The 23635-nt window shown below is 41.3% G+C and carries 25 protein-coding genes and 2 pseudogenes; 13 read left to right on the forward strand and 14 right to left on the reverse strand.

Features of this window, described 5'->3' with window-relative positions:
* Positions 1-166 precede the first annotated feature (166 nt).
* From HWQ23_RS09805 to HWQ23_RS09815, 3 genes are all read left to right on the forward strand, one after another.
* Positions 167-460, forward strand: a complete 294-nt coding sequence (locus HWQ23_RS09805) for an NAD(P) transhydrogenase subunit alpha part 2 (RefSeq protein ID WP_100900811.1) — start codon at positions 167-169, stop codon at positions 458-460.
* On the forward strand, positions 457-1863 hold the full coding sequence (locus tag HWQ23_RS09810; protein WP_292827049.1) for an NAD(P)(+) transhydrogenase (Re/Si-specific) subunit beta: 1407 nt from the start codon (positions 457-459) through the stop codon (positions 1861-1863). The genes HWQ23_RS09805 and HWQ23_RS09810 overlap by 4 nt, the downstream gene beginning before the upstream one ends.
* 277 nt (positions 1864-2140) lie before the next feature.
* Positions 2141-2872 (forward strand): hypothetical protein, encoded by a 732-nt coding sequence (locus HWQ23_RS09815; RefSeq protein WP_292827052.1) that lies wholly within the window; start codon positions 2141-2143, stop codon positions 2870-2872.
* Between the two features lie 24 nt (positions 2873-2896).
* Here HWQ23_RS09815 and HWQ23_RS09820 read toward each other — a convergent pair whose 3' ends face one another.
* The 9 genes from HWQ23_RS09820 to petN all read right to left on the reverse strand — a co-directional run bounded on the left by HWQ23_RS09820 (position 2897) and on the right by petN (position 8455).
* Positions 2897-3067 (reverse strand): hypothetical protein, encoded by a 171-nt coding sequence (locus HWQ23_RS09820; RefSeq protein ID WP_292827055.1) that lies wholly within the window; start codon positions 3065-3067, stop codon positions 2897-2899.
* Positions 3068-3082: 15 nt separating this feature from the next.
* Positions 3083-3532 (reverse strand): type II toxin-antitoxin system VapC family toxin, encoded by a 450-nt coding sequence (locus HWQ23_RS09825; RefSeq protein ID WP_292827058.1) that lies wholly within the window; start codon positions 3530-3532, stop codon positions 3083-3085.
* A 6-nt stretch (positions 3533-3538) separates the two neighbouring features.
* Positions 3539-3865, reverse strand: a complete 327-nt coding sequence (locus tag HWQ23_RS09830; RefSeq protein WP_292827060.1) for a hypothetical protein — start codon at positions 3863-3865, stop codon at positions 3539-3541.
* Positions 3866-3934: 69 nt separating this feature from the next.
* Positions 3935-4306, reverse strand: coding sequence for a DUF5615 family PIN-like protein (locus tag HWQ23_RS09835; protein WP_292827062.1), 372 nt, complete (start codon positions 4304-4306; stop codon positions 3935-3937).
* 9 nt (positions 4307-4315) lie between these two features.
* Positions 4316-4546 carry a DUF433 domain-containing protein gene (locus tag HWQ23_RS09840; protein WP_292827064.1) on the reverse strand — a complete coding sequence of 77 codons (231 nt, stop codon included), beginning with the start codon at positions 4544-4546 and terminating at the stop codon, positions 4316-4318.
* Between the two features lie 23 nt (positions 4547-4569).
* Positions 4570-4863, reverse strand: coding sequence for a hypothetical protein (locus tag HWQ23_RS09845; RefSeq protein ID WP_292827066.1), 294 nt, complete (start codon positions 4861-4863; stop codon positions 4570-4572).
* A 24-nt stretch (positions 4864-4887) separates the two neighbouring features.
* Positions 4888-8046 carry a GAF domain-containing protein gene (locus HWQ23_RS09850; protein WP_292827069.1) on the reverse strand — a complete coding sequence of 1053 codons (3159 nt, stop codon included), beginning with the start codon at positions 8044-8046 and terminating at the stop codon, positions 4888-4890.
* Positions 8047-8196: 150 nt separating this feature from the next.
* Complete coding sequence (locus HWQ23_RS09855) at positions 8197-8361, reverse strand: hypothetical protein (protein ID WP_292718964.1); 165 nt, start codon at positions 8359-8361, stop codon at positions 8197-8199.
* Between the two features lie 4 nt (positions 8362-8365).
* Positions 8366-8455 (reverse strand): cytochrome b6-f complex subunit PetN, encoded by a 90-nt coding sequence (petN, locus tag HWQ23_RS09860; protein WP_012408302.1) that lies wholly within the window; start codon positions 8453-8455, stop codon positions 8366-8368.
* Positions 8456-8733: 278 nt separating this feature from the next.
* On the opposite strand from petN, the gene HWQ23_RS09865 reads away from it, so the two are divergent.
* From HWQ23_RS09865 to HWQ23_RS09885, 5 genes and pseudogenes are all read left to right on the forward strand, one after another.
* Positions 8734-10644 carry an ATP-binding protein gene (locus HWQ23_RS09865; RefSeq protein WP_292827072.1) on the forward strand — a complete coding sequence of 637 codons (1911 nt, stop codon included), beginning with the start codon at positions 8734-8736 and terminating at the stop codon, positions 10642-10644.
* Complete coding sequence (locus HWQ23_RS09870; protein WP_292827075.1) at positions 10641-11024, forward strand: four helix bundle protein; 384 nt, start codon at positions 10641-10643, stop codon at positions 11022-11024. The genes HWQ23_RS09865 and HWQ23_RS09870 overlap by 4 nt, the downstream gene beginning before the upstream one ends.
* 59 nt (positions 11025-11083) lie before the next feature.
* On the forward strand, positions 11084-12346 hold the full coding sequence (locus HWQ23_RS09875; protein ID WP_292827077.1) for a sensor histidine kinase: 1263 nt from the start codon (positions 11084-11086) through the stop codon (positions 12344-12346).
* A gap of 125 nt (positions 12347-12471) precedes the next feature.
* Positions 12472-12936: pseudogene (locus HWQ23_RS09880) on the forward strand (hypothetical protein).
* A gap of 1 nt (position 12937) precedes the next feature.
* Entirely contained in the window at positions 12938-13501 is a 564-nt protein-coding gene (locus HWQ23_RS09885) for a 3'-5' exonuclease (RefSeq protein ID WP_292827080.1), read from the forward strand.
* 87 nt (positions 13502-13588) lie between these two features.
* On the opposite strand, the gene HWQ23_RS09890 is transcribed toward HWQ23_RS09885, so the two are convergent.
* Positions 13589-13978, reverse strand: coding sequence for a hypothetical protein (locus HWQ23_RS09890; protein ID WP_292827083.1), 390 nt, complete (start codon positions 13976-13978; stop codon positions 13589-13591).
* Between the two features lie 793 nt (positions 13979-14771).
* Here HWQ23_RS09890 and HWQ23_RS09895 point away from each other — a divergent pair.
* The 5 genes and pseudogenes from HWQ23_RS09895 to HWQ23_RS09915 all read left to right on the forward strand — a co-directional run bounded on the left by HWQ23_RS09895 (position 14772) and on the right by HWQ23_RS09915 (position 19132).
* Entirely contained in the window at positions 14772-15200 is a 429-nt protein-coding gene (locus tag HWQ23_RS09895; RefSeq protein ID WP_292827086.1) for a hypothetical protein, read from the forward strand.
* A 356-nt stretch (positions 15201-15556) separates the two neighbouring features.
* Positions 15557-16384: pseudogene (locus HWQ23_RS09900) on the forward strand (SDR family oxidoreductase).
* Between the two features lie 62 nt (positions 16385-16446).
* Positions 16447-17850, forward strand: coding sequence for a glycoside hydrolase 100 family protein (locus HWQ23_RS09905; protein WP_292827089.1), 1404 nt, complete (start codon positions 16447-16449; stop codon positions 17848-17850).
* Positions 17851-18258: 408 nt separating this feature from the next.
* Positions 18259-18561, forward strand: coding sequence for a hypothetical protein (locus tag HWQ23_RS09910; RefSeq protein WP_292827092.1), 303 nt, complete (start codon positions 18259-18261; stop codon positions 18559-18561).
* A 103-nt stretch (positions 18562-18664) separates the two neighbouring features.
* Complete coding sequence (locus HWQ23_RS09915; protein ID WP_292827095.1) at positions 18665-19132, forward strand: hypothetical protein; 468 nt, start codon at positions 18665-18667, stop codon at positions 19130-19132.
* A 57-nt stretch (positions 19133-19189) separates the two neighbouring features.
* On the opposite strand, the gene HWQ23_RS09920 is transcribed toward HWQ23_RS09915, so the two are convergent.
* The 4 genes from HWQ23_RS09920 to HWQ23_RS09935 all read right to left on the reverse strand — a co-directional run bounded on the left by HWQ23_RS09920 (position 19190) and on the right by HWQ23_RS09935 (position 23315).
* Positions 19190-19366 carry a hypothetical protein gene (locus HWQ23_RS09920; protein WP_375466472.1) on the reverse strand — a complete coding sequence of 59 codons (177 nt, stop codon included), beginning with the start codon at positions 19364-19366 and terminating at the stop codon, positions 19190-19192.
* 312 nt (positions 19367-19678) lie between these two features.
* Complete coding sequence (locus tag HWQ23_RS09925) at positions 19679-22681, reverse strand: UPF0182 family protein (protein ID WP_292827098.1); 3003 nt, start codon at positions 22679-22681, stop codon at positions 19679-19681.
* Between the two features lie 11 nt (positions 22682-22692).
* On the reverse strand, positions 22693-22938 hold the full coding sequence (locus tag HWQ23_RS09930) for a PIN domain-containing protein (RefSeq protein WP_292827101.1): 246 nt from the start codon (positions 22936-22938) through the stop codon (positions 22693-22695).
* A 161-nt stretch (positions 22939-23099) separates the two neighbouring features.
* Entirely contained in the window at positions 23100-23315 is a 216-nt protein-coding gene (locus HWQ23_RS09935; RefSeq protein WP_292827103.1) for a hypothetical protein, read from the reverse strand.
* Positions 23316-23635 lie beyond the last annotated feature (320 nt).

Here is a 23635-nt window from a genome sequence, read left to right on the forward strand (position 1 = left end):
GGCTAATGAAAAATCAAGAGTTTGAAACCTACGGAGGTAGGTTTTGCCTGTGTAGACAAGCCAGTGCGTTGGGCGGCTTTGCCGACTTGTTCGCGTAGCGTCTCCGACAGGAGAAGCAACTGGCGCGCGGTTTCTAACCGCCCTTTTAACTAGGAGTTTTTCAAGCATGACAGAGGCATTACTTGCTGCTTTGTTTGTATTTGTTTTGGCATCTTTTATCGGCTTTGAAGTCATCAACAAAATCCCACCGACTTTACACACGCCCTTAATGTCAGGCTCAAACGCGATTTCTGGGATTGCGGTACTTGGAGCAATAGTTGCTGCTGGTGCGAGAGACACGAGTGTGTCAGTAATTCTCGGTTTGATTGCTGTGGTATTGGCAACAGTCAACGTTGTGGGTGGTTTTTTAGTGACAGACAGAATGTTGCAAATGTTCAAGAAGAAGGAGATTAAAGCGTGAGCGACTTTTTACCAACTGGCATTCAGCTGACGTACTTAGTCGCTGCATCGTTATTTATTCTGGGCTTGAAAAAGCTGGGATCACCTGCTACAGCGAGGAACGGTAATCTCGTAGCGGCTGTGGGGATGCTGCTAGCGATCGCAGCGACAATGCTGGATCAACATGTGTTGAACTACGAGATGATATTGTTGGGCTTGGCGATTGGATCGGGAATTGGTGCGATCGTTGCCTACAAAGTCCAAATGACCGAAATGCCCCAAATGGTGGGTTTACTCAACGGTTTGGGCGGTGCAGCTTCGGCATTAGTAGCCGTTGCCGAATTCTGGCGGTTATTAGATAGTTCTCAGCCGATACCCCTAGATGTCAACATTTCCATCCTATTGGACGTGTTAATCGGTGGTATTACCTTCACGGGTAGTTTTTTAGCCTTTGCCAAATTGCAAGGTTTAATCAGCGGTTCCCCGATTACATTTCCATTCCAGCAACCATTTAACCTTTTGCTTCTGGGTGCTTATATAGTAGGTAGTGCTTACTTAATCATCACACCAGATAGCTTACCCATATTCTTGGGAGTAGTTGGCGTTTCTTTAGTGTTGGGTGTGATGTTCGTCATCCCCATTGGTGGCGGCGATATGCCAGTAGTAATCTCGCTGTTGAACTCGTTGTCAGGTGTGGCGGCGGCGGCGGCTGGGTTCGTGGTGATGAACAATATGTTAATCATCGCTGGGGCTTTGGTAGGTGCATCTGGCTTAATCCTCACCGAGATTATGTGTAAGGCGATGAACCGCTCCTTATTTAGTGTGCTGTTCAGCGCTTTTGGTACAGGTTCTAGTTCTGGTGGTGGTGCTGCTAGTGGTGGTGCAACTGATCAAAGCGTCCGTAGCATCGATGCCGAAGAAGGGGCGATGATGTTAGGTTATGCCCGTTCTGTGGTAATTGTACCTGGTTATGGTATGGCAGTTGCCCAAGCGCAACATAGCGTCCGGGAATTGTCAGATCAGTTAGAAAAAATGGGCGTTGATGTCAAGTATGCGATTCACCCCGTTGCTGGGAGAATGCCGGGGCACATGAATGTGTTGCTAGCGGAGGCAAATGTGCCTTATACGCAGTTGTACGACATGGATGATATTAATCCCCAGTTTGATCAAGCAGATGTGGCTTTAGTAATTGGGGCAAATGATGTGGTAAATCCGGCGGCGCGGAGTGATACAAATAGTCCGATTTATGGTATGCCGATTTTGGAAGTAGATCGGGCGAAGCAGACGATTGTGATTAAGCGCGGGATGAGTACGGGTTTTGCCGGTGTAGATAATGAGTTGTTCTACAAGGAGAAAACGACGATGCTTTTTGGTGGCGCTAAGGATATGGTGTCGAAGTTGGTTTCGGAAGTGAAGCAACTTTAAGAGAAACGAACCGCGTTCGCGTAGCGTCTCGCAGAGAAGGGCGCGAAGGGCGCGAAGTAAAGAAAGAATTAGAGAGTTGGCTTGCCTTGGCAGTGTGATATTCCCAGGGCAAGTTTTTTTGTTGGGGAATTACCTCATGCAAAGAATAGAAAGGTTATTTATTATAGATTTGATAATTTAGGAAAATTTTCAGTTTTGTTATTTTACTTGACATTCTATGTATACTCAATTACTTTTGACTAACAAATTTTAATTTTAGAAGTAAAATTACAGAGTTATGTTAGATCAAGATTTTTTTAATGATGAGCTTCTTAAAAAACGAGTCGATGTATTTTATGGATATGGTAATTATAAAGGAAATTATTGGTTTATTGGTATGGAAGAAAGAGGAGAAGACTTTCAAGATATTAATAAAAGAATAAATATATGGTCAAACAGGGGCAAATATGAAATAGATGATGTTGCAGAATATCATATAGATATGGGAACATGGGACGAAAGAATACAACCAACATGGAATAAATTGATTCGCATTGTCTTAAGTGCTAAAGGAACAGGGAATATTGATATAGAAGATGTCCGTAAATATCAAATAAACGAATTAGCTAGAAAAGATAAAGAGACTTGTTTATTAGAATTATTACCTTTACCTTCACCATCTCTTAAACATTGGATATATGGTGAATATTCTAAGCTTACTTTTTTATCTAACAGAGATACTTATGAAAATTATTGTCTTGAAAAGCGAATAAATTATATTAGTCAAAGAATAAAAGAATATCAACCTAAAGCTGTTGTTTTCTATGGTATAGGATGTGAATATTCTTGGAGAAGAATAACTGAAAAAATAACTGATGTTGAGTTTTCACCAACTTCAGAAGGTTTCTTAATTTGTAGAAATAGTCAGACTGTGTTTGTTATAGCTAAACATCCTGTAGCTAGAGGTGTAACAAGTGAATATTTCCATAATATTGGTAAATCAATCGCTGCTAAAATAGCGGAAAAATAATTATTTGCTTAGTTTGTGGTTCGTTTAAAAAAGTGATCGCCAAAACTCCACCGTGCGATCGCCTCTTCTCTTCTGATTCTCTGTTCTCTGCGCCTGGAGTGGTTCGTTAAAAAAAGCGTAGGCGTTCGCGTAGCGTCTCGTAGAGAAGGCATCGCCAAAACTCGACAGTGCGTAGGCAAAGCCCGCCGCAGGCATCGCTCGGTTTATTTTCTAAATTTCTTGCCATTCTCTAGCATCAATAAAAATAGATAGATGTTTTTTATTGCTTGTGGCAATAATAACCTCATGCCCATAATTAGCAACTAAAATAGATTGAGATGCCAAAATTACATCGCCATCTAAAGCTTTATTATCTGCTGTAGATTTACCTTGATTTCGGACTTCAGCCCATAACTCTGCTGCTTTCAACATCACTTCTGTTGTAATAGGAAGATAAATAATTTCTGACTTGAGTTGATTAAGTTTTCTAATTCCTGATAATTTATTTGCCCTTAATAATTCCCGTCTAATTTCATAATCTATAATTTCTGGTAAAATTACTTCATATCCTCTCTCAAAGAGCATATAAAACCATTCTTGACATTGCACAGCTAGAGGCGTTGCTTTTGGATTAGTAATTAATCCCACAGGTGCAGAATCTAAGATAATAACCTTACTCATCCTATTTTAAATAGAAATCCCTTTCATAGATTCAATAATTTCTAAGATGTTTTGTTGTTCTTCTTCTTCATCTAACTCATTCCATGACTCAAATATTTTTTTGATGTTTGTTTTCCTTTCTTGTTGTTTTACGGCATCACTATGATTAATTTCATTAAGAGCATTTTCCCAGTTATTTAATGATGTCTGTTTCATCGTCACACTTTGACGAAATAGACGTACAATTTGTAGTAATTCTGGTAGATATTGTTCTGGAGTTTGTTGAATTTCTAATAATAGTTCAGCGCGTGGTGTAGTTGATGATTGTGCTGTGAGCGGTTGATTATTGTTCATAAATACCTTGCAAGTAGATAATTTCAAAACACGAGTAGATATTAATCAGTTTTAGCACTGGTAGTTATATTATATTTTAGCGTGAATGGCTATTAGCGAATTGGTGTAATTACTACTGACAGAAATAATTGCCCCTACTTCTAAATCTGTCTGACATTCCCTTAAAACTTCCGTCAAACGCTCATTAATTGCGTTGTAATTTTCATTTCCTAATCTAAACAAAATTACACTGGGTAAATTATCCCCACTAGTGGCTAAAAGTTGGGCAAAATCCAAGTCTACAGTTAATAAAATCCTCCCTTCTGTACGAGCTTTCACTAAAATCTGCTCATCTGGTAGTCTTTGCAACCCTTCATCGCGCAAATGTACCACATCATAACCAGCACTACGCAACCAAGACACAGTGCGTAGAGAAATTCCCATATCAGCTAAAAATTTCATTTTACTTAATTAAGCCGTTTTGAAGGGATAAACCCGTTCTTGAGTTAACCAAGCTGCGTAAAGTAAAGATTGACGAATATCCTCTGGTTCTAAATCAGGATATTCTTCTAAAATCTCCTCTACAGGTTTGCCATTAGCTACCAAATTAACCACCGATGAAACTGGAATCCGCATCCCGCGAATGCACGCTTGTCTCGCCATCATGTGAGGATTAAATGTAATTCTTTCCAGACCTAACATAAATTATTTTTTTGTAATATCTTCTAGTGTCCATAAATTGCCTGAGCATAGAGGCGATAACTACAGTAGGCTAGGCAGTTCCAAAACTCTGCGTAGGCGTTCGCGTAGCGTTCCGCAGGAAAGCCCGCCAAAGGCATCGCCCTCTTTTTCCTCTGTGTCCTCTGCACCTGGAGTGGTTCGTTAAAAAGAGCGTAGGCATTCGCGTAGCGTTCCGCAGGAAAGCCCACCGACCTACTAACAGTGCGTCTGGTAGAGTTGGCATCGCAGTTGCCCGCCAAAATCTCGATTGTGCGTAGGCGTTCGCGTAGCCTCTCCAAGAGTTGGCATGACCTGTTTTATTCTTAACTAACTATCCGTTTTATCGGGATTTCTATCCAGAACTCACAGCCTTTGCCAGGTTCAGAAACACACTTGATATTACCGCCGTGTTTTTCCACAATAATTTGGTAGCTAATAGATAACCCCAAACCAGTACCTTGTCCAGGTTGTTTGGTGGTAAAGAAAGGTTCAAAAATGCGCGATCGCATCATCTCTGGAATCCCACAACCATTGTCAGCAATCCAAATCAGAATAGTATTCCCTTCTATGACTTCTGTACGAATCCAAACTTTAGGATTATCAATTATTTTTCCAGCTTTCTCTGAGTTTTCCAGTGCATCGATCGCATTGTTGAGAATATTCATAAATACCTGATTCATCTGGGCTGCATAGCAGACTACCAGGGGCAATTCACTATATTGCTTAACTACCTCAATAGCAAAAGAATTAGTCTTTGGTTGCAGTCGATGTTGTAAAATTAGCAAAGTACTTTCGATGCCTTCATGAAGGTCAACTGGCTTCATTCCTGTTTCGTCAAGTCGAGAAAAACTTCGCAACGACAAAACTAATTGAGAGATCCGCTCTGCCCCTATCTGCATAGAAGCAAGAATTTTGGGCAAGTCATCACTAATGAAATCTAAATCCATTGCTGCTGCTTGCTTTTTAATTTCTCCTGTTGCCTTAGTAGGATACTCTTTTTGATAGAGGCGCAGTAATTTAAATAAATTTTCGGCATGTTCCGTAACATAAGTGATGTTGCCATAAATAAAACTAATCGGGTTGTTAATTTCATGTGCTACACCAGCAACTAACTGCCCTAAGCCTGCCATTTTTTCACTTTGAATTAGCTGACTCTGAGTGTTTTGTAATTCTTTAAGAGTCTGGGTCAGCTCTTCTTTTTGACGTTGAGTTTGTTCGAGTAATTCTGCTTGCTGAAGTCCTACCCCTAACTGAGTACCAATCTGCATCAGCAAATCTACCTCATCTTCTTGCCAATCACGGGGTTTGAGATTTTGATAAGCTGCTAGTAATCCCCAGAGTTTCTCACCCTGAAAAATCGGCACAATTATATATGCCCTAGCCTCCATTAGTTCGAGTAGGGCAATATCACAGATAGAATAATTGGCGTTGTAAATATCTTTAATGGCAATACTTTTACTATTAGCAAAATCTCCGGCTTGGGTTTCTTGCAAGTAATTACTTGCTCCGGCGTAGCCCGTCGTAGACATCGCAGGTACAATTTCCTTTACTGGTGTCCAACCTTGGGCTAAAGACTCAGCAACAAATTCGCCACTCCAATCAGCCCGGAATCGATAGATTGTCACTCGATCAACTTCCAATAGCCGCCGGACTTCTTCTGTACTGGTGGCAAAGATGGTGTCAATATCAAGAGACTGGCGAATTCTCTCCACCGTTACAGCTAACGCCTTCTCCCTTTGGGCTGCTTTCCGTTCTCGTTCGGCGGCTTTAGCCAGTCTTTGAGCTTGCACCTGCACCTGTCTCAATGACTCAGCTTGCTGTAATGCTACCCCCAACTGGACGCCAACTTGTGCCAACAAGTTGATTTCCTCATCTTGCCAATAACGGGGCTGGGAGTTTTGATCAGCTACTAACAATCCCCACGGCTTTTCGCCCTGAGAAATTGGCACAAAAACTTCATTATCTGCATATTCCTTCTTACCCGCTTGCTTTCCTTGCACAAGAAAGCGTTCGATCACAGGCTGCGACTTAACTACTGGTATCCAGCCATCAACAATGGAATCAACGACAAATTCGCCACTCCCATCAGGATAGAAGCGATAAATTGCGACTCGTTCCACTTCTAATAGCCGTCGAACTTCTTGAGTAGTTGTATTAAAGATAGTGTCAATGTCCAGAGACTGACGAATTTTTTCTACGGTGTTTGCCAAAGCCCTCTGTCGTTCTGCGGCTTTGCTAATCTCTGCGGCTTGAATTTGTGTTTGTCGTAAGAATTCCGCTTGCTGCAAGGCTACGCCTAGTTGAATACCAACTTGGGTAAGCAAGTAGATTTCATCTTCTTGCCAATCACGGGTTTTCTTGTTCTGGTATACTGCTAGCAAGCCCCAAAGCTTTTGACCGTGGTAAATAGCCAGGATCACATAAGCTTTTGCCTGATAGCTCTCTAATACCTTAATGTAGCAGTCGCTAAAACCTGCACTGTAAATATCATTACAAACACGGTATAATTCACAGTTGCTGAAGCGACCACCCTGTTTATCTTGTAAGTAAGTATCAGCTAATGGGGGTTTAGCTAAATCTTTGGCGCTACATTCGCTGATGTTTTCCTTCAATTCTGGTCGCAGCAACTGCTCTTGCATTAGGTAAGACCAACCTTCTGCCACTGATTCAAACACAAATTCACCACTCCAATCTGCATTGAAGCGATAAATAGCCACGCGGTCAGCATTCAGCACTTGTCTAAGTTCTGTGGTACTTGTGTAGAAAATCTTTTCCAAGTCTAGAGACTGACGAACTTTCTCAATGGTTATGGCTATGGTTTTCTGCCATTGTGCTGCTTTTTCTGCGGCTTTTGCTTGTGCTAGTTGTGCTGATTGTAATTTCACTTGTTCGAGGTAATCTGCTTGCTGCAAGGCAACTCCCAGATGTTCGGCGATTAATTGCACAAACTCAATTTCTGATGCTTCCCATTGGCGAGGACTACTACACTGATGAATACACAGCAATCCCCATAAATCTTTACCTTTGATCAAGGGGGCGGTTATATTGGCACGTACCTGGAATCTTTCTAGCATTTGGACGTGACAATCACTGATACTAGCTTGATATATATCAGCCATTGCTTTAATCCGACCTTGCTGATATAGTGTTGCAAACTCCGCAGCAAAGCAGTGGTCGCTCAGTTTGACTGCTAGTGCCGAACCCCATTCTGCTCCCACATCTTCATAAATAAATTCCCCTTCCCATCCCAATTCGGGATAAAAACGAAACACACTAACCCGATCAGTTTTCAGAAGCTGGCGTACTTCAGTGACTGTAATTTTGAAGATGGCTTCTATGTCTAGAGACTCGCGAATGCGGGCAATAACTCCAGACAAGGCTTTTTGTTGCTCATTCTGAGGCAGAGAGAATGCCATATCTGAATCAGATTCTTGCTGCTCTGAATTGGGTTGTATAGGTTGAATATTAGAGGCGTTTTCCATTCCCAGTCGGATTTTAAATATTGAAAGTCTTCTATCTCATAATTCCCCTAGACAGTAGAAAGGTAACAATTATTTCTTTTAAATACCAGAAAAACATTGTAGGGACACGATAATATCGTGTCCCTACAATGTTTTTCAATCACGAGAAAATTATCGCCGCTTAGGAGTGGCGCTGCGGGTGGTGCGTTTCTCTTCATCTCGACGACGGCGATCGCGCCAATCTGCCAGTGTTAAATAACCAATACCACCAGTGACTACTACGAGCAGCACTACAGCAAATAAAGCCAAAATACTCAAGAATGGACTTTCCACCATGCCTCTACAGTCCGTTACGTCCCCAGACTACCATTGCAATTGACCAAGTGAACACAACTAACAGTGATACCCAACCTAGTGTCAAAATCTCCATAGTCCCACTTTTCAAATAATTACAAAAGGTTTCTAATATTTATCATACAGGGATTGGGCAGGCTGAGATTTTTTTTATCAATAACATTGGAACTTTGGCGGGCGATGTCTACGACGAGCGTAGCTGCCGCAAAGGACACACATCTTTTCTTGGTACGGTAGTACTTTACCTGATAATGAAGACGAATGTAAAAAAGTAGCGATCGCGGTTTTCCACTTGATGCTTTGGGAATACTAGGCTTATGGATATATATTTCAAATCCAGCAACCCCTAATATTATGCCGACATTTTTCAATTATCCTTTTCAATCTAACGGTTTTATTCCCCACGGACATTGTTATCTCTGGCAAACTGGATTAGTTTGGCTCCACATTATTTCTGATGCGACGATCGCTCTTGCCTATTATTCTATTCCCTTCCTACTAATTTACTTTATTTCCAAGCGCAAAGACGTTCCTTTCAATGGAGTCTTTCTATTATTTGGTGCTTTTATCATTGTCTGCGGTACTGGACACTTGATGGAAATTTGGACGCTTTGGCATCCAGACTATTGGATTGCAGGTGGTTTAAAAGCTGTAACTGCGATTATTTCGATCTACACAGCATTTGCGTTATTTTATCTCATGCCTCAAGCTCTGACGCTACCCAGCCCAGCCCAGTTAGAAGTTATCAATCGAGCGCTTTCAACTGAAATTGTAGAGCGCAAGCGCATCGAGAAAGAACTACGCCTTGCAGAAGAAATCGCTCAAAACTCCAGCCAAGCCAAGAGTGAATTTCTCGCCAATATGAGTCATGAACTACGCACACCCCTCAACGGTATTTTGGGCTTTACACAAATCCTCCAACGCACAGAATCTTTGAGTGAGAAAGGACGCAAAGGAGTCGGCATCATTTACCAATGTGGTTCCCATCTTTTAACCCTGATTAATGATATTTTGGATCTCTCCAAGATAGAAGCTCGGAAACTAGAATTGCATCCTGTTGATTTCTACTTGCCTGCCTTTATAGATAGCGTGACTGAAATTTCCCGCATCCGGGCAGAACAAAAGGTGATCGCATTTCACGTCCAACTCGATCCTGATTTGCCAACGGGCATTCATGCTGATGAAAAACGCTTGCGGCAAGTACTGATTAACTTGCTTGGTAATGCGATTAAATTTACTTATCAAGGCAGTGTCACCTTCAAAGTTCAGGTGATTGCTCAAGAATCAAATGCCAATGGACAGACTAACCACAAAATTCGCTTTGAAGTAATAGATACTGGCACGGGTATAATCCCTGAAGAAGCCGAGAAAATCTTCCAGCCCTTTGAGCAAGTGGGAAATCAGAAACGACAATCTGAAGGTACAGGCTTGGGATTAGCAATCAGCCAAAAAATTGTATTGTTGATGGGTGGTCAAATTCAGGTGCAAAGTACCTTATCCAAAGGTAGCACTTTCTGGTTTGAGGCAAAATTGCCAGAATCTAAAGATTGGGCAAAAGTTTCTAGAGTGGTTGAGCAAGGAACCATTATTGGTTATCAAGGACAAAGGCGCACCATTTTGATTGCGGATGATAGATGGGAAAACCGAGCGGTAATTGTAAATTTATTAGAGCCAGTTGGGTTTACTGTTGTAGAAGCTAGTCAGGGTCAGGAAGCATGGGAACAGGCTCTAGTACACAAACCAGACTTGATTATCACTGACCTAGTAATGCCTATATTGGATGGATTTGAGTTAATCAATCGTTTGCGTCAGTCTGAGCAATTTCCAGAGATTGCGATTATCGCTTCGTCAGCCAGTGTGTTTGCAGCCGACCAGTACAAGAGTATTGATGTAGGTGCAGATGTATTTCTACCAAAGCCTGTAGAAGCTGAAACGTTACTGGAAATGTTACGGCAATTTTTGCAACTGGAATGGATTTTTGACGGGAAGGTAGATGCAATCAAAAAAAATCAAGCAGGTGGTTTGGATCAACCAAATGAGATGATTTCTCCTGCCAACGAGGTTTTACAACAGTTACTCGAACTCGCACAAGACGGCGATATTCAAAAAGTTTTGGAACTGGCTCAACAACTTTCTGCATCTGATCAGCAGCTAAATGTTTTTACCGAGCAGCTTGTCCAGCTTGCTAGTAATTTCCAACTTAAACGTTTGGAAAGTTTTATTGTAAGTATTCAGGAGTCAGAATTCAGGAGTCAGAAGAAATGAGACAACCTGCAAAAACATTTCAAGACTTGATAGTTTGGCAGAAAGCACATCTGTTTGTTTTATTGGTCTACCAATTTACTAGTCAATTTTCTAAATTGGAAATATATGGGCTTACATCGCAATTTAGAAGAGCAGCAATCTCTATTCCAGCTATAGCAGTTCGCGGAGCGTCCCGTAGGGAAGGATTTCAGAAAAAGGGAACAGCAGATAAAGCACGATTTATGAACATATCACAAGGTTCTTTAGAAGAGTGTCGTTACTATCTAATTTTTTCAAATCACCTTGGATATGGTGATACATCAGAATTAATGCTTAAGCTTGAAGAAGTTAGTAAATTACTAACTAGCTATGCTAATTCCATTCTGAATCCTGACTCCTGACTCATTTTATTCAACAATACATTAATTAATTGGAGTTGAATTTTACTTTTAAATCCATTATGAACAAGAACTCAAATACCGGATTTATTTTGATTGTGGATGATAATCCGACAAATTTATCTGTTCTGTGTGAAGCGCTCAATAGTGAGGGTTTTCGTTTCCGTGTTGCAGTCGATGGAGAAAGCGCGATCGCTCAAGTCGAACGCAATCAACCAGAGTTGATTTTGCTGGATGTACAAATGCCAGGTATTGACGGATTTGAAACTTGTCGTCGCCTGAAAGCCAATCCTGTTACCCAAAACATTCCGATTATTTTCACGACTGCTTTATCAGATACGGAGAACAAAACGAAGGGATTTTCCCTTGGTGCAGTAGACTATATCCCGAAACCGTTTGCCCAAGAGGAAGTCATTGCTAGAGTGCGCGTGCATTTACAACTCAAACATTTGACTGAATCTTTGGAACAACAAGTCAGCGATCGCACCAAGGCTTTGCAAAAAGCCCAAGTCCAACTAGTGCAGCAAGAGAAACTATCAACACTCGGAGAGTTAATCGCTGGTATTGGTCATGAAATCAATAACCCCATCAACTTTATTTCCAGCAATATTCCACCCTTGCAAGAATACATTGTAGGTGTAACCGAGTTGCTCCTACTGTATGAACAAGAGTATCCAAACCCAACAGCCAAAATTACCATTGCTATTGAGAAGTTGGATCTGAACTTTGTTCTCGAAGATATGCCAAAAATCTTGAACTCACTACACCTAGGAAGTGAACGAATTAAGAACCTTTCTGATTCACTCCGCAACTTCTCTCGCTCGGATAGTGATGCCAAAATATCTGCTGATTTGCACCAAGGACTAGATAGTACACTAATGATTTTGCAACATCGCCTCAATGCTAATGGCGATCGTCCCCGTATTGAAGTTATTAAAAATTATGGAGTATTACCACAGGTTAGCTGCTATCTAGGGCAGATGAATCAAGTATTTATGAACATTCTGGCAAACGCAATTGATGCCCTTGATGAAGCTATTATGCAAGGCAAAATGAGCAATCTAATTCCTCAGATTAAAATTGCAACAGAAATAGATTCTGAACAATTGGTTGTAATTCGGATTGCTGACAATGGAGTTGGTATTCCTGAACGGCTTAAAAAACGCTTGTTTGAGCCGTTGTTTACCACAAAAAGCGTTGGGAAAGGCACTGGACTCGGCTTGTCGATAGCCTATGAAATAGTTGTAGAGAAACACAAAGGTGTATTAGAAGTCAATTCTCAACCAGGTGTGGGAACGGAGTTTATCATCAAAATTCCCACATGAGAACAGCATTTAATTAATTACAAAACTGCTCTAGCATTTATCATACTGGAGACTGGGGAAAAATTTTCCCAATACCCAATCCCTAATTTCTATATACAGTGAACGTAACTTTAGATCCTCAATTAATGGCAGAACGCCTAGAATCCCTCAAAGCTGGAATAATTGGGGGTTTATCTGTGTGTTTCGCTTTTGCGTAGGCGTAGCCCGTCGTAGACATCGCTAGTCTGTTGAATACTTTTGTATTGGCAAAGTATTTTCAGACACTCGCAAGTCTGCAAAGTGATGTTAATTGGCATTGGTGGCTGAGTGGTGCAGTTGCAACTTTTACTGGTTTGCTATTTGGTGTCACCTACCGCTATATCATCCGCTCAGATCAAAATCCTCAACTCAAAGCCGGTGGTGTGCTGGCCTTTGGCTTGGTGCGGGGATTAACTCAGATAGAACTTGGGTGGAATTCTCATAGCACAATTTTGCCTTTTCTGGTGTTGGCTTTTGAAAGTATATTATGGTTTGGAATCGCTGCGATCGCTCTTGATATTGCTATTCAATTCCGTTGGGTTAAACCTTTTTCATCAATCTCTATTACCTAATATGAAAACTCAAAGATCCCACTATTATCTGATAGTCGATCTGGAGGCTACGTGCTGTGACAGTGGGACTATTGCCCGTCATGAAATGGAAATCATCGAAATTGGTGCCGTGATACTCAATAGAGCAACGTGGGAAATTGATTCAGAGTTTCAGCAATTCATCCAACCTGTGAGACATCCACAACTGACAGGTTTTTGCACCGAATTGACTAGTATTAGGCAGCAAGATGTTGACGAAGCACCAAAATTTTTAGAGGCAATTTCTCGCTTCAAAGAATGGATTTATTCATTTTCCAATCATATTTTTTGTTCTTGGGGTAATTACGACAAAAAGCAATTTATTCAAGATTGCGCCTTTCATAATTCCCCTTATCCTTTTATTTCAGAACACATAAATATTAAAGAGGAATTTTCAGAATATCTTGGCGTGTCTAAAAAATTTAGCATGGCACAAGCTCTCAATGAGTTGGGGATAGAATTAAAAGGCACACACCATCGTGGCATTGATGATGCCCGCAACATTGCAGCTATCTACAGACAGATTAAAACTAAAAAACTAAGCTGAGTAATGGGAAAGTTGCCCGTTCAACAGACCAAGTTTGATGTGTAAATCTTTGTAGTTAGGGCTTTAGCCCTTTGATAATTATTATTCTTAGCCAAAAGGGTTTTCGGATGATTTTTTTTTATTACTGGGTGAGTATTCAGAGCAATTCATCGCTTCTTCGGTGAGAACAATAGAAGGGTTTACTGCACATTTTAGATAATGATTATGCGAATAAAAGCGACAATTTTTACAGGGAACTTTGTGTAAAGCTTTGATGGGAAAAACCGTTTTTGCATCTAAAAATGCCTGAAATTTTCGCAAGATTAGGAAAAAACCTACCCAACCAATTAGAAAGCCAACAGGAGATAAATATATCGCTATATCATCGATAGTTAATTCATGCGTTTGTGTTTGCTCCTTTTTTGCTTCACTCAAGGTTACTTGATGTAAATTACTATTGGCTGCTACAGTTTTTTGCAAGATTTGATCATGATACATATTATTTACTTTTTCCTATATGTCTTTACTGCCTTGATTTTTGATGGCCGGGTAACTAACTAGTAATTTGGAAAAAGTTCCAACCTATTACTGTTTTATCAAAATTAGGCTGATAACACTCTTTCCTTTGGAATATATAGATGTTTTTTGAACAACAAAATTCAGCAAAACTTTAGAGACAAGACTAAATTTTACGTTAATCATGAAAATTTAAAAATCGCCCATATTGGAGATGTAGATATCACAAAATGTGGTAAAATAAGGGTGTTTAGGGATTAGGTTGATCATTTGTATTTTATTTAACTAAAAATAACTTCACAGTTTTCAGTAGCTAGCTCAAATTTTAATGTTGGCAAGGTTTTAATTATAGGTTTAGCAAAATAAAACTTCAGCTATATCTGTCAAGAGTTTTGCTTATTATTTTAAGTTATATATCCAAGGGAAGAAATTAGATAATAGACTTATAAGTAGATATCTTTATGTTAAAATACCTTGAAAAATATTCTTAAAAGTTTATAGTTAAATTAGATTACTAAGTATAAAATTTACGATTTAGCTAGCTGTTGTTCCCACAGACCTTATAAGCGTCTAAAGCTGAGATTTCCGATTTCTCTAAGTGTTATTCACAAATGACTAACTAGGACTAGATATTGCCACGACGAAAGAGTATGTCTTTAAAATTGCTCTGTAGATAGAGAAATATCTTGAGCAAAGCTGGTATATTTCCAAAATGGAGTAGTATTTTTGACTAAAATTAAGAGATTAACTTGGTATTTTTACAAGCCTTGCCAGTATGAATGTGGAATTTTTTAACAGGATTCCTTTGATGCCTTTAGTATTACTCTTATTGGCTTACACTCTCCTGGGATGGTATCTTGCTGCTCATCATATTATTTGGTTAGTGGGGGCTTTTGTCGCTGCTATGGTTATAGCTGTAGTGCGAAAGAGTAATTCTTGGTTAGAGCGTTTAGTTGAATTTGGCTCTCAAACCTTGATTGTCATATTATTTTTAAGTATATCAATTGCTTTTGTAGCAACTTGGTCATTATTATTCAGCCTTTTTGTCATACCCTTAGCAACTACGCTTTTAGGTGATTTGGAAATGCGTTTTTCTGGCTTCAACAAGCTAGATTCCTTTTGGATTTTAACAGTCATAGCGGTATTGGGTTTGGTAGTGGGCGAAGTAATAGATATTCTACTTTTTCCCAGTAGCAGATACTAATTTAGGAGGCAGGAGGAACCCACGTTTAAAAACGTGCGACTGTGCCAATTTGAGATTTTGAATTATTCTTTCAATTCAAAATCTCAAATCGTCCGACTGACCGTCTTTGCACTGAGCTTTTGCCCTGAGCAGTTCGGCAGAGCTACCTGTGACACTTGCCGACCTAACACAGTGCGTCTCCAAGATTTGGATCGAAGTGTCACGCCGTTCGCGTAGCGTTCCGCAGGAAAGTCTAAAATCCAAAATTGTTGAGTGTAAATTCAAGCAAAGGCAGCTTCGGGAGGAAATATGATAGGCTTAGAGATAGGCTTAAAATGAAAGAATGCCTTAATTAGAGGTGCAACGTCAGGTTATCGGTGAGGCGATCGCCATCAGACTCGCTCAACAAGGGTGCAACATCAGGTATCGGTGAGGCGATCGCCATCAGACTCGCTCAACAACGGTGCAACATCGCCATCAATTACCGCTCATACCCTGAAGCTGCGGCAGACACGGAAGAGATGGCATTGCAAAGAGCCTGGGTAAATATCGAAAATTGTGGTATCTCCCAAGAATCAGACATTGTTGAGATGGTCAACACGCTAGTAAAGGAATTTGGCAGTGTAGATATTTTAGTCAACAATGCTGGCATTCAAACAGAAAGTCCATCCGGTCAAAGTTACCACAGCAGACTTTGACCGGGTAATTACAGTCAATCTCCGGGGTGCTTATCTCTGCGACTGTAAAACTATTAAACACCTCCTGTCTCTTAATCGTTCGGGGGTGATTATTAATATTTCCAGCGTTCACGAAATTATTCCTCGACCGATGTATATCAGTTGTTCCATTAAGCAAAGGCGGTATGGAAAACCTGACCAAAACCGATTCATTGGAATATGCCAACCGAGGTATTCGTGTCAACGCCATTGCCCCCGGAGCAACGATGTCTACGACGGGCGTAGCTGCCGCACCAATGAATCAAGCCTGGAAAGATGAAGATAGAAAAAAGGCGATGTCTAGTCTACGACGGGCTACGCCTACGTGGAAAGTCAGATCCCAATGGGCGTGCTGGTTTCTCTGAGGAGATGGCAGTCGCAGTAGCTTTTTTAGCTTCGGATGAAGCCGCTTAGATCACCGGACAAACGCTGTTTGTAGATGGTCGATTGACTCTGTATGCTGACTTTTGGGAATCTTGGTCAGCTTAAGGTTAGGCTTGCTTACTTTTCACAATTGAGCCGATACATACCACTAGTGGAATTAAACGCCCATGACTAGCGCGATCGATAAGAACAGTCTGCTGTCAGCAGAAGCCTGGGAATTGTTGGAAGAGTCCGTAATTTATTACCAGGGAAAACCCATTGGTACTGTAGCAGCCCACGATCCGGAGTCAGATGCACTCAATTATGACCAGTGCTTCCTCCGCGATTTTGTCCCTTCTGCCTTGGTGTTTCTCATGCACGGCAAACCAGAGATTGTGCGTAACTTCTTAGTAGAAACACTGAAATTACAAAGTCATGAAAAGCAAATAGACTGCTTTGAACCGGGAGCGGGATTAATGCCTGCAAGTTTCAAAGTACATTCCAAGGGGAATGAGGAATTTTTGGTCGCTGATTTTGGTGAACTGGCGATCGCTCGTGTTCCCCCAATTGATTCCTGTATGTGGTGGATTCTCCTGCTACGGGCTTATGAAAAAGTTACAGGCGATTTAACCCTAGCGCGTCAGCCAGATTTTCAAGCCGGAATCAAGTTAATTTTGGATCTTTGCTTGGTACATCGCTTTTCCATGTACCCAACAATGTTAGTTCCCGATGGCGCGTTTATGATTGACCGTCGCATGGGAGTCTACGAACATCCTCTAGAAATTCAAGTATTATTCTATGCATCCCTCAGGGCTGCTAATGAATTGCTTTTACCAGATGGGGATGGCGATGCCTACGTTGGCAAAGTCAATAGGCGATTGGGATCTTTGAAATATCATATCCGCAACTATTACTGGCTAGACCTGAAGCGATTGGGGGAAATCTATCGTTACAAGGATAACGAATTTGGTAAAGAAATTGTTAATAAATTCAACATCAATTCAGAATCAATCCCCACTTGGTTGACCGAGTGGTTGCCCGAAACTGGAGGATATTTAGCCGGAAATCTGGGGCCGGGACGGATAGATTTTCGCTTTTTTGCTCTGGGAAATCTGATGGCAATCTTAGCTTCCTTAGCAAGCGAAAAAGAATCTCAAAGCATTATGAATTTATTTGCCCAACGTTGGCAAGACTTGATCGGCTATATGCCTGTTAAAATCTGCTTTCCAGCTTTGGAAGGTTTAGAGTGGAGAATTGTTACAGGATGTGATTCTAAGAACAGGGCTTGGTCTTATCACAACGGCGGTAACTGGCCTGTTTTACTGTGGTTATTTACCGCCGCCGCCCTGAAAGCAGGTCGAACAGAACTTGCCCAAGCAGCGATCGCCATTGCCGAAAGGCGTTTATTTAAGGATAAATTCCCAGAATACTACGATGGCAACAATGGCCGTTTGATTGGTAAAGAAGCCAGAATTTATCAAACTTGGAGTATTGCCGGATTGCTGGCTGCTAAACAGTTCGTGGAAAATCCAGAGTACTTGGAATTAATCAGCTTTACAGAGGGTCTTGAAGTCCCAGGCTGTAGCTTGTAGGTACTGATTGCCCCACAAGGCTCTAAAGAGAAGATGATTTAGCGGTGTAATGTTATACAGGGTGTCTCCGCTAACTAGTACAGAGGGCGCGTAAATCCAGCTACCATCTCAGTTAACCAGGCAAGTTGCTCTAAGCCCCTTGCTAAAGGTAGGCAAACTTCCGCCTGTACTAGCTACACTCAGATAAATAGCAGACTTGTGCTAGGTAAAATACTGATCAACAGGTCGCAGCGATCGCCCAGCTACTTCTCTTCTTAGGCTGCGCCAACGAGTTACCCTACGTCCGAATCCCCGGATCAAATACCCGATAGCTGATACACTATATAGTAAGAGGTATCTCAAGTGTCATACTTAGTAATATCATCAGATAGTCTTTGTATCATTAACACGTTTTAACGTGCCTAACCCATGAAAATTTCTTCAGATTTAATTCCAGAATTTGAAAAACTATTTAGACAAAAATTACAACTAAACAATTGTAAACTCAGAAAAAAAAGACAAGAGAATAATTATGAAATTATTACTCCAGCTAAAGACATTTTTTTGATGTATTGGTCTGAATTCCCAGAAATTAGCTTAATATATCAGGCTGTAGGGGTACGCACTCAACAAACTGGAGTTTATGAGCGAGCTATCCGCTCCCATATTAGTTTTTGTGTAAGTAGTATCAAGGAGAATCCTCACTCGGAATCACCATTATTGGTAAAATAACCAATAGTTAGATAACACAGAGAATATTTATTGGACTCTCGCCAGTTTTCTCATATAACTGACGAGAGCTGATCACCAAAAATCTGTTGATCAAGAGATAAAAATGCAATCTGAAAAAAATCAAGATCAGCTAGATTATAAAACCTTGTTAGCCAATGCAAAGCAAGCCTTAAAAGTTGAATACCATAAATCATCTGCTTTAGCGTCCCAACTCCAAGCCATAAAAACTCAGTTAGAGCAAGTTCAGGCTGAAAATAAAACTCTCAGAGAGAGTGCTTATGAAGATGTAATTAAGCACTTTGAGGCGCGTACCCAAGCAGCAGAAGCACTAGCACTAAAAACAGAAGTACGCCAAAAGTTCCTTGAAGCCAATGGTTGCAACGATGATCAGAGCTTCGATACTCTATGGGATAGTATTAAAAATAAGATTCAGATCCAAGACGGTGAAGTGAGAATCGTTGCTCAAAATGGCACTCCCAAATTCACCTTAACGGGCAGCATGATGACTTTGAGGGATTTCATTCAATCCCTCAAACAAGACCCAATCTTGGGAAAATCTTTCTTGAACTAGAGAGCCAAATTAATGAAAGCGTCTCCCTAGAATCGGACTAAGAATTGTAGTAGAAAGTTATTCATCTTCATCTCCTGGCGGTCGTTCGCTCTCGCTTTGTTGGGCATTCCACTCCAAAACAATGCGTTCCAACATCTCAGATTGCGTACAGTTATTAACATCGGCGTAAGTTTTAATCAGCCCCCTCACTTTCGGACTAACGTGGCGAATCTCTAGTTGGTTATCTTGTACCATGTCTATTAACTTTTAGTGTCCATTACATATGTTGAAGCATTAAACTATGGCTTTTGCAATAAATTTCATTAACGTGAGTTCGACAAACCTCTTTCTCCCTTAAACTAAATAAGTCTGTCCCTCTGGGAGTTATAGAGGGAAGGTTTAGCGATAGTAAAACCTCTTAATGGTTTTTTGATTGGGCTAATTAGGCGGACACTATATGAGCCGTCGAATTCACGTTTTGTTAATGGCCATGTCTGACGATAAGCCCAGAGCGGAGCGTCTACACTCATTGTCGCCTGTTATCTAATTATTTAGTTTTACAATCGCTTAACCTGGCGGGGGTGCTTCTTCAAAGGGACGGATAATCGCCGGGGCTGGTGTAACTTCTGGTTTAAAAATTCCCTGCAAGGCTTGTTCTAAGGTTTGTGCCATGACAATCCGGTTTTCGTAAGCTACGACTACCCGCACCAAAGTTGGCAGACTATTCTGTGTGGCTTCTAGATAGATTGGCTCGACATACAGCAGCGATTGCTCAATCGGAATTACTAGTAGATTGCCTTGAATGGCTCTCGACCCCTGGCGATTCCACAGGGAAATTTGCTGGGAAATTACTGGGTCTTGGTTAATCCGCGCCTCGATTTGCTCTGGCCCGTAAACCAGGCGTTCCTTAGGAAAGACATATAGTACCAGCCTACCGTAGTTCTTGCCATCCGATCGCGCCGCTAACCAAGCGATTAAATTAGTCCGTTGTTTGGGAATATAGGGTAAAAGCAGGATAAATTCTTCTCTACGAGAGGCTGCGCCAACAAAGGGCACAGTGGGTAGACTAGTAATCAAATAGTACGGCTCTACAGGACGGGTTTCACTGCCATAAATTTCGTTGGGGATTTGCCACTGGTCTTCCCGATTGTAAAATACCTGGGAGTCAGTCATGTGGTAGGTCATCAACCGCTCAGATTGAATTTTGAAAAAGTCCACCGGATACCGAGTATGACTGCGGAGATTTACTGGCATTGTACTGAGCGGTTTGAACATTTTGGGAAATATCGCTGACCAAGTGGCAATTATCGGATCGTTTGGATCAGCAATATAAAAATTAACACTGCCGTTGTAGGCATCAATCACTACCTTGATCGAGTTACGAATGTAGTTGATCCCCTCCCTACCAGTGTCTGAGTAAGGATAGCGATCGCTCGTCGTGTAGGCATCAACAATCCAGTAAAGATAACTGGGATTACTTGGGAAATCTTGATTAGCAGCAGCTACTAAATAGGGATCGCTGTCGAATTTGAGAAAAGGTGCGATCGCTTGAATTCTTTGCTTTATATTCCGCCGCAGTAGCACCTTTGTCTCTGGCAAAAAGTCTCGCGTCAGCACCATCTGCCAATCTTTCAAATACATCGCAAACAACCAGCGTCGCCATGCTGAACCGATTCCAACGCCGCCTAGACCATCGTAAGAGTTGTAAACATTGTCACTACCACTAGGGTAGTCTAGCTCTCTAACTTTTGTGCCAGTCATCACATAAGCATTAGTTATTTCCCCGTAATAAATTCGTGGTTGTCCAATCGGAATGCTTTCACGAATCGCTTCATTGGAAGTTGTGAGGGCGCTACTATCACCGCTAATATCTTTGACAAAATATTCTGGTAGCCCACCCGGCCCAACTGTATTAACTGGGCTAACAGTAAACCCAAAACCGTGGGTATAAATTAAATGGCGGTTAACCCATGTTTGAGCTTCCTGTGGTACGCCAGTGTAGTCTAATTCTCGTGCGGCAATCAGTACCTGCCGGCGTTCTGTTGGTTCAACTAGTTTCTGCTTAGGTTCTGGCGGCTTTTGGGTGGCTGATCGCCGTACATCTGTTACTAGAGTATATCGGTCAATATCGGCATCGGGGAACCGATAATACGGGCGAATTTGTTGCAGTTGACGATTAGTTTCTAATAGTGGTCGCTGATCCCAAAGGCGAATATTCCGAATTGTCAAGTCATTCTTTTGAATATCAGCTTCAGTCAATGTTCCTTGCGGGTTGAAAGTTCTAGCATCGATCGCATCTAAATCAAATGCTTGGCGAGTCAAGGCGATAGTACGCTGAATGTAGGGTTGCTCTCGTTGCAACTCATTAGGTTGGACAATTAAATATTGCACCACAGTAGGTAGAACCACAGAAGCTGCTGCAACTAATACTAGATAAACCCCCAACCCGTAAAATACCAATCGGCGATCCTGAGATTTAGATCGCCAGAAAAATGTTCGCCAAAGTAGGTAAAAGGCGATCGCTACTGCCAGGATGCACAAGAGGGTGTAAGCTGGCAACTGGGCTGTCACATCCGTATAGCTGGCACCATAACTTACTCCACGGGTAGAATACACCAGTTCATAGCGACTTTGCCAATAACTCAGAGCCACTACCAGCATCAATAAACCACCCATAGCGTATAAATGACGCAGCTGCTGGGGCGAAAAACCAGGGAAAATTCCCTGACTCAAACTGTCCCCTGACAACAGATAAGTGAGAGTAACGGCGACGAAGCCATACAAACATAATCCCATCAGCCAGAGTTCTAGCAGTTCCCAAAAGGGTAAGGAAAATACGTAAAAGCTGATATCTCGACCAAATAAAGGCTCAGTGCTGTTGAAAAGGGTGGGGTGGAAATATTGCAGCACCTTTGGCCAGTGTTGGAATATGATGAACGCAAAAATCGGACTGAAGAGAATTGCGATCGCACTTAGTAAAAATTGGGGATAAATTAAGATAGCGATCGCACCTCCCACAATTAAGCCAAGATCCCAAACATGAGAGACAATCTGCCTCAAGAATTGCCAGATTGTCTCAGGTCGGAATAGGGCCCCAATGGGTAAAATACCCTGATTAACTGGAGAATGCCAGTATAAAAGAGCAATTTGACCATAGTGAGCCAGCATCAACCCAATCAACAAGCTCAGTACTAGAGTTAGAGGTAATAACCAGCGCAATCTTAATGTTTGAAATCGTTGCGGCGCGAGTATCCGGGTTTCGTTGCGTCTGGGATAATCAGGAGTGAGAAAATTTGTTAATTCACGGCTTTGTTCTGCTGACTCAATTTTCAGAGACTGGGGATATTTTAGCCGTTGTGCTAGAGCCAGGTTTAGCAGTAGATAGGCAGCAGTTATCCCAGCTACCACCACCCACAAAACACCACAAGTCACTATTCTCAACAGAAATACTTGGAGGTAGCCGACTTCCTGGAACCAAAAAATCTCTGCTCCCACGCCAGAACCCAGATCCAGGAGTAGCAACAGCCCCAAGAATACAATTAATAGTCTAAAGCCCCATTTCCAATACATTGATATCTAATTTAATAAGAACGCCAATTCTCTATTTGCAAGCTGGGTACTCTTTGAAATTCTCGAACATTAGATGTTACAACAATATGATTGTGAGTTAGTGCTGTTGCTGCGATCGGCACATCATAAGAACCGATAGGAGTACCTGCTGTTTTCAAAATACTTCTAATTTCGGCAGCAAGTTCTGCTTCTTCCACACCAAAAGGTAAAATTGTAATCGAACCTAATAAAGCTTCAATCAATGATTGAGTTTTCAAGGCACGTTGGGGATTAATTGATAATCCCTACTTTACCTCCATTACTGTTAAGGAGGAAATAAAAATTTCAGTGGGAGTAGTAGACTTTAATAGCTTGAGAGTATTTTCTTCTCCCTTGACAAAATCACTAATTACGCAGGTATCCAGTAAATAACCCATGATTACAACTCGAATTTGTTAGGTGGTAGCAGTTCGTCTCGGCAGGACTGAAAAGTAATACTTACTACTACACCTTGATGTTGCATAATCGTTTCTGGCCAAGTCATGGGTTTTGTTTCTAAGAAACTAACAAAGACTCTGCTTTCAGTAATACCTTGTGGTGTTTCACCTAGTTCAATTTGGCCATTTTTATAAATTCCTTCAATGGTTCGTAGCATTATTGTTTACCTCCTCTCTAATTTTTAAATGTAGTTTCAGTTTAGAACATCCGAGTTCTCAGGGTAAGCTTAGATGCACCATTAAACTACAAGCGATGTCTACGAAGGGCTACGCCAACGCATTTTTGATCGTTAAAGCGATCTTCTACTCACGATCATTCACTCTTGGATCTCGGTTGTTGCAGTTTTGAGCATGAAATTTCGTGTTCAAAGGGGTTTGTCGTTATACATCACTCTTCACTCACCGAATTTTATTAAATGACTTGCCCCTGACTTGATTGCTCTTTTCAATTCTTTAATCTAAAATCCAAAATCCTTGC

The organism is Nostoc sp. JL33 (genome assembly GCF_017114985.1).
Classification (GTDB): Bacteria; Cyanobacteriota; Cyanobacteriia; order Cyanobacteriales; family Nostocaceae; genus Nostoc.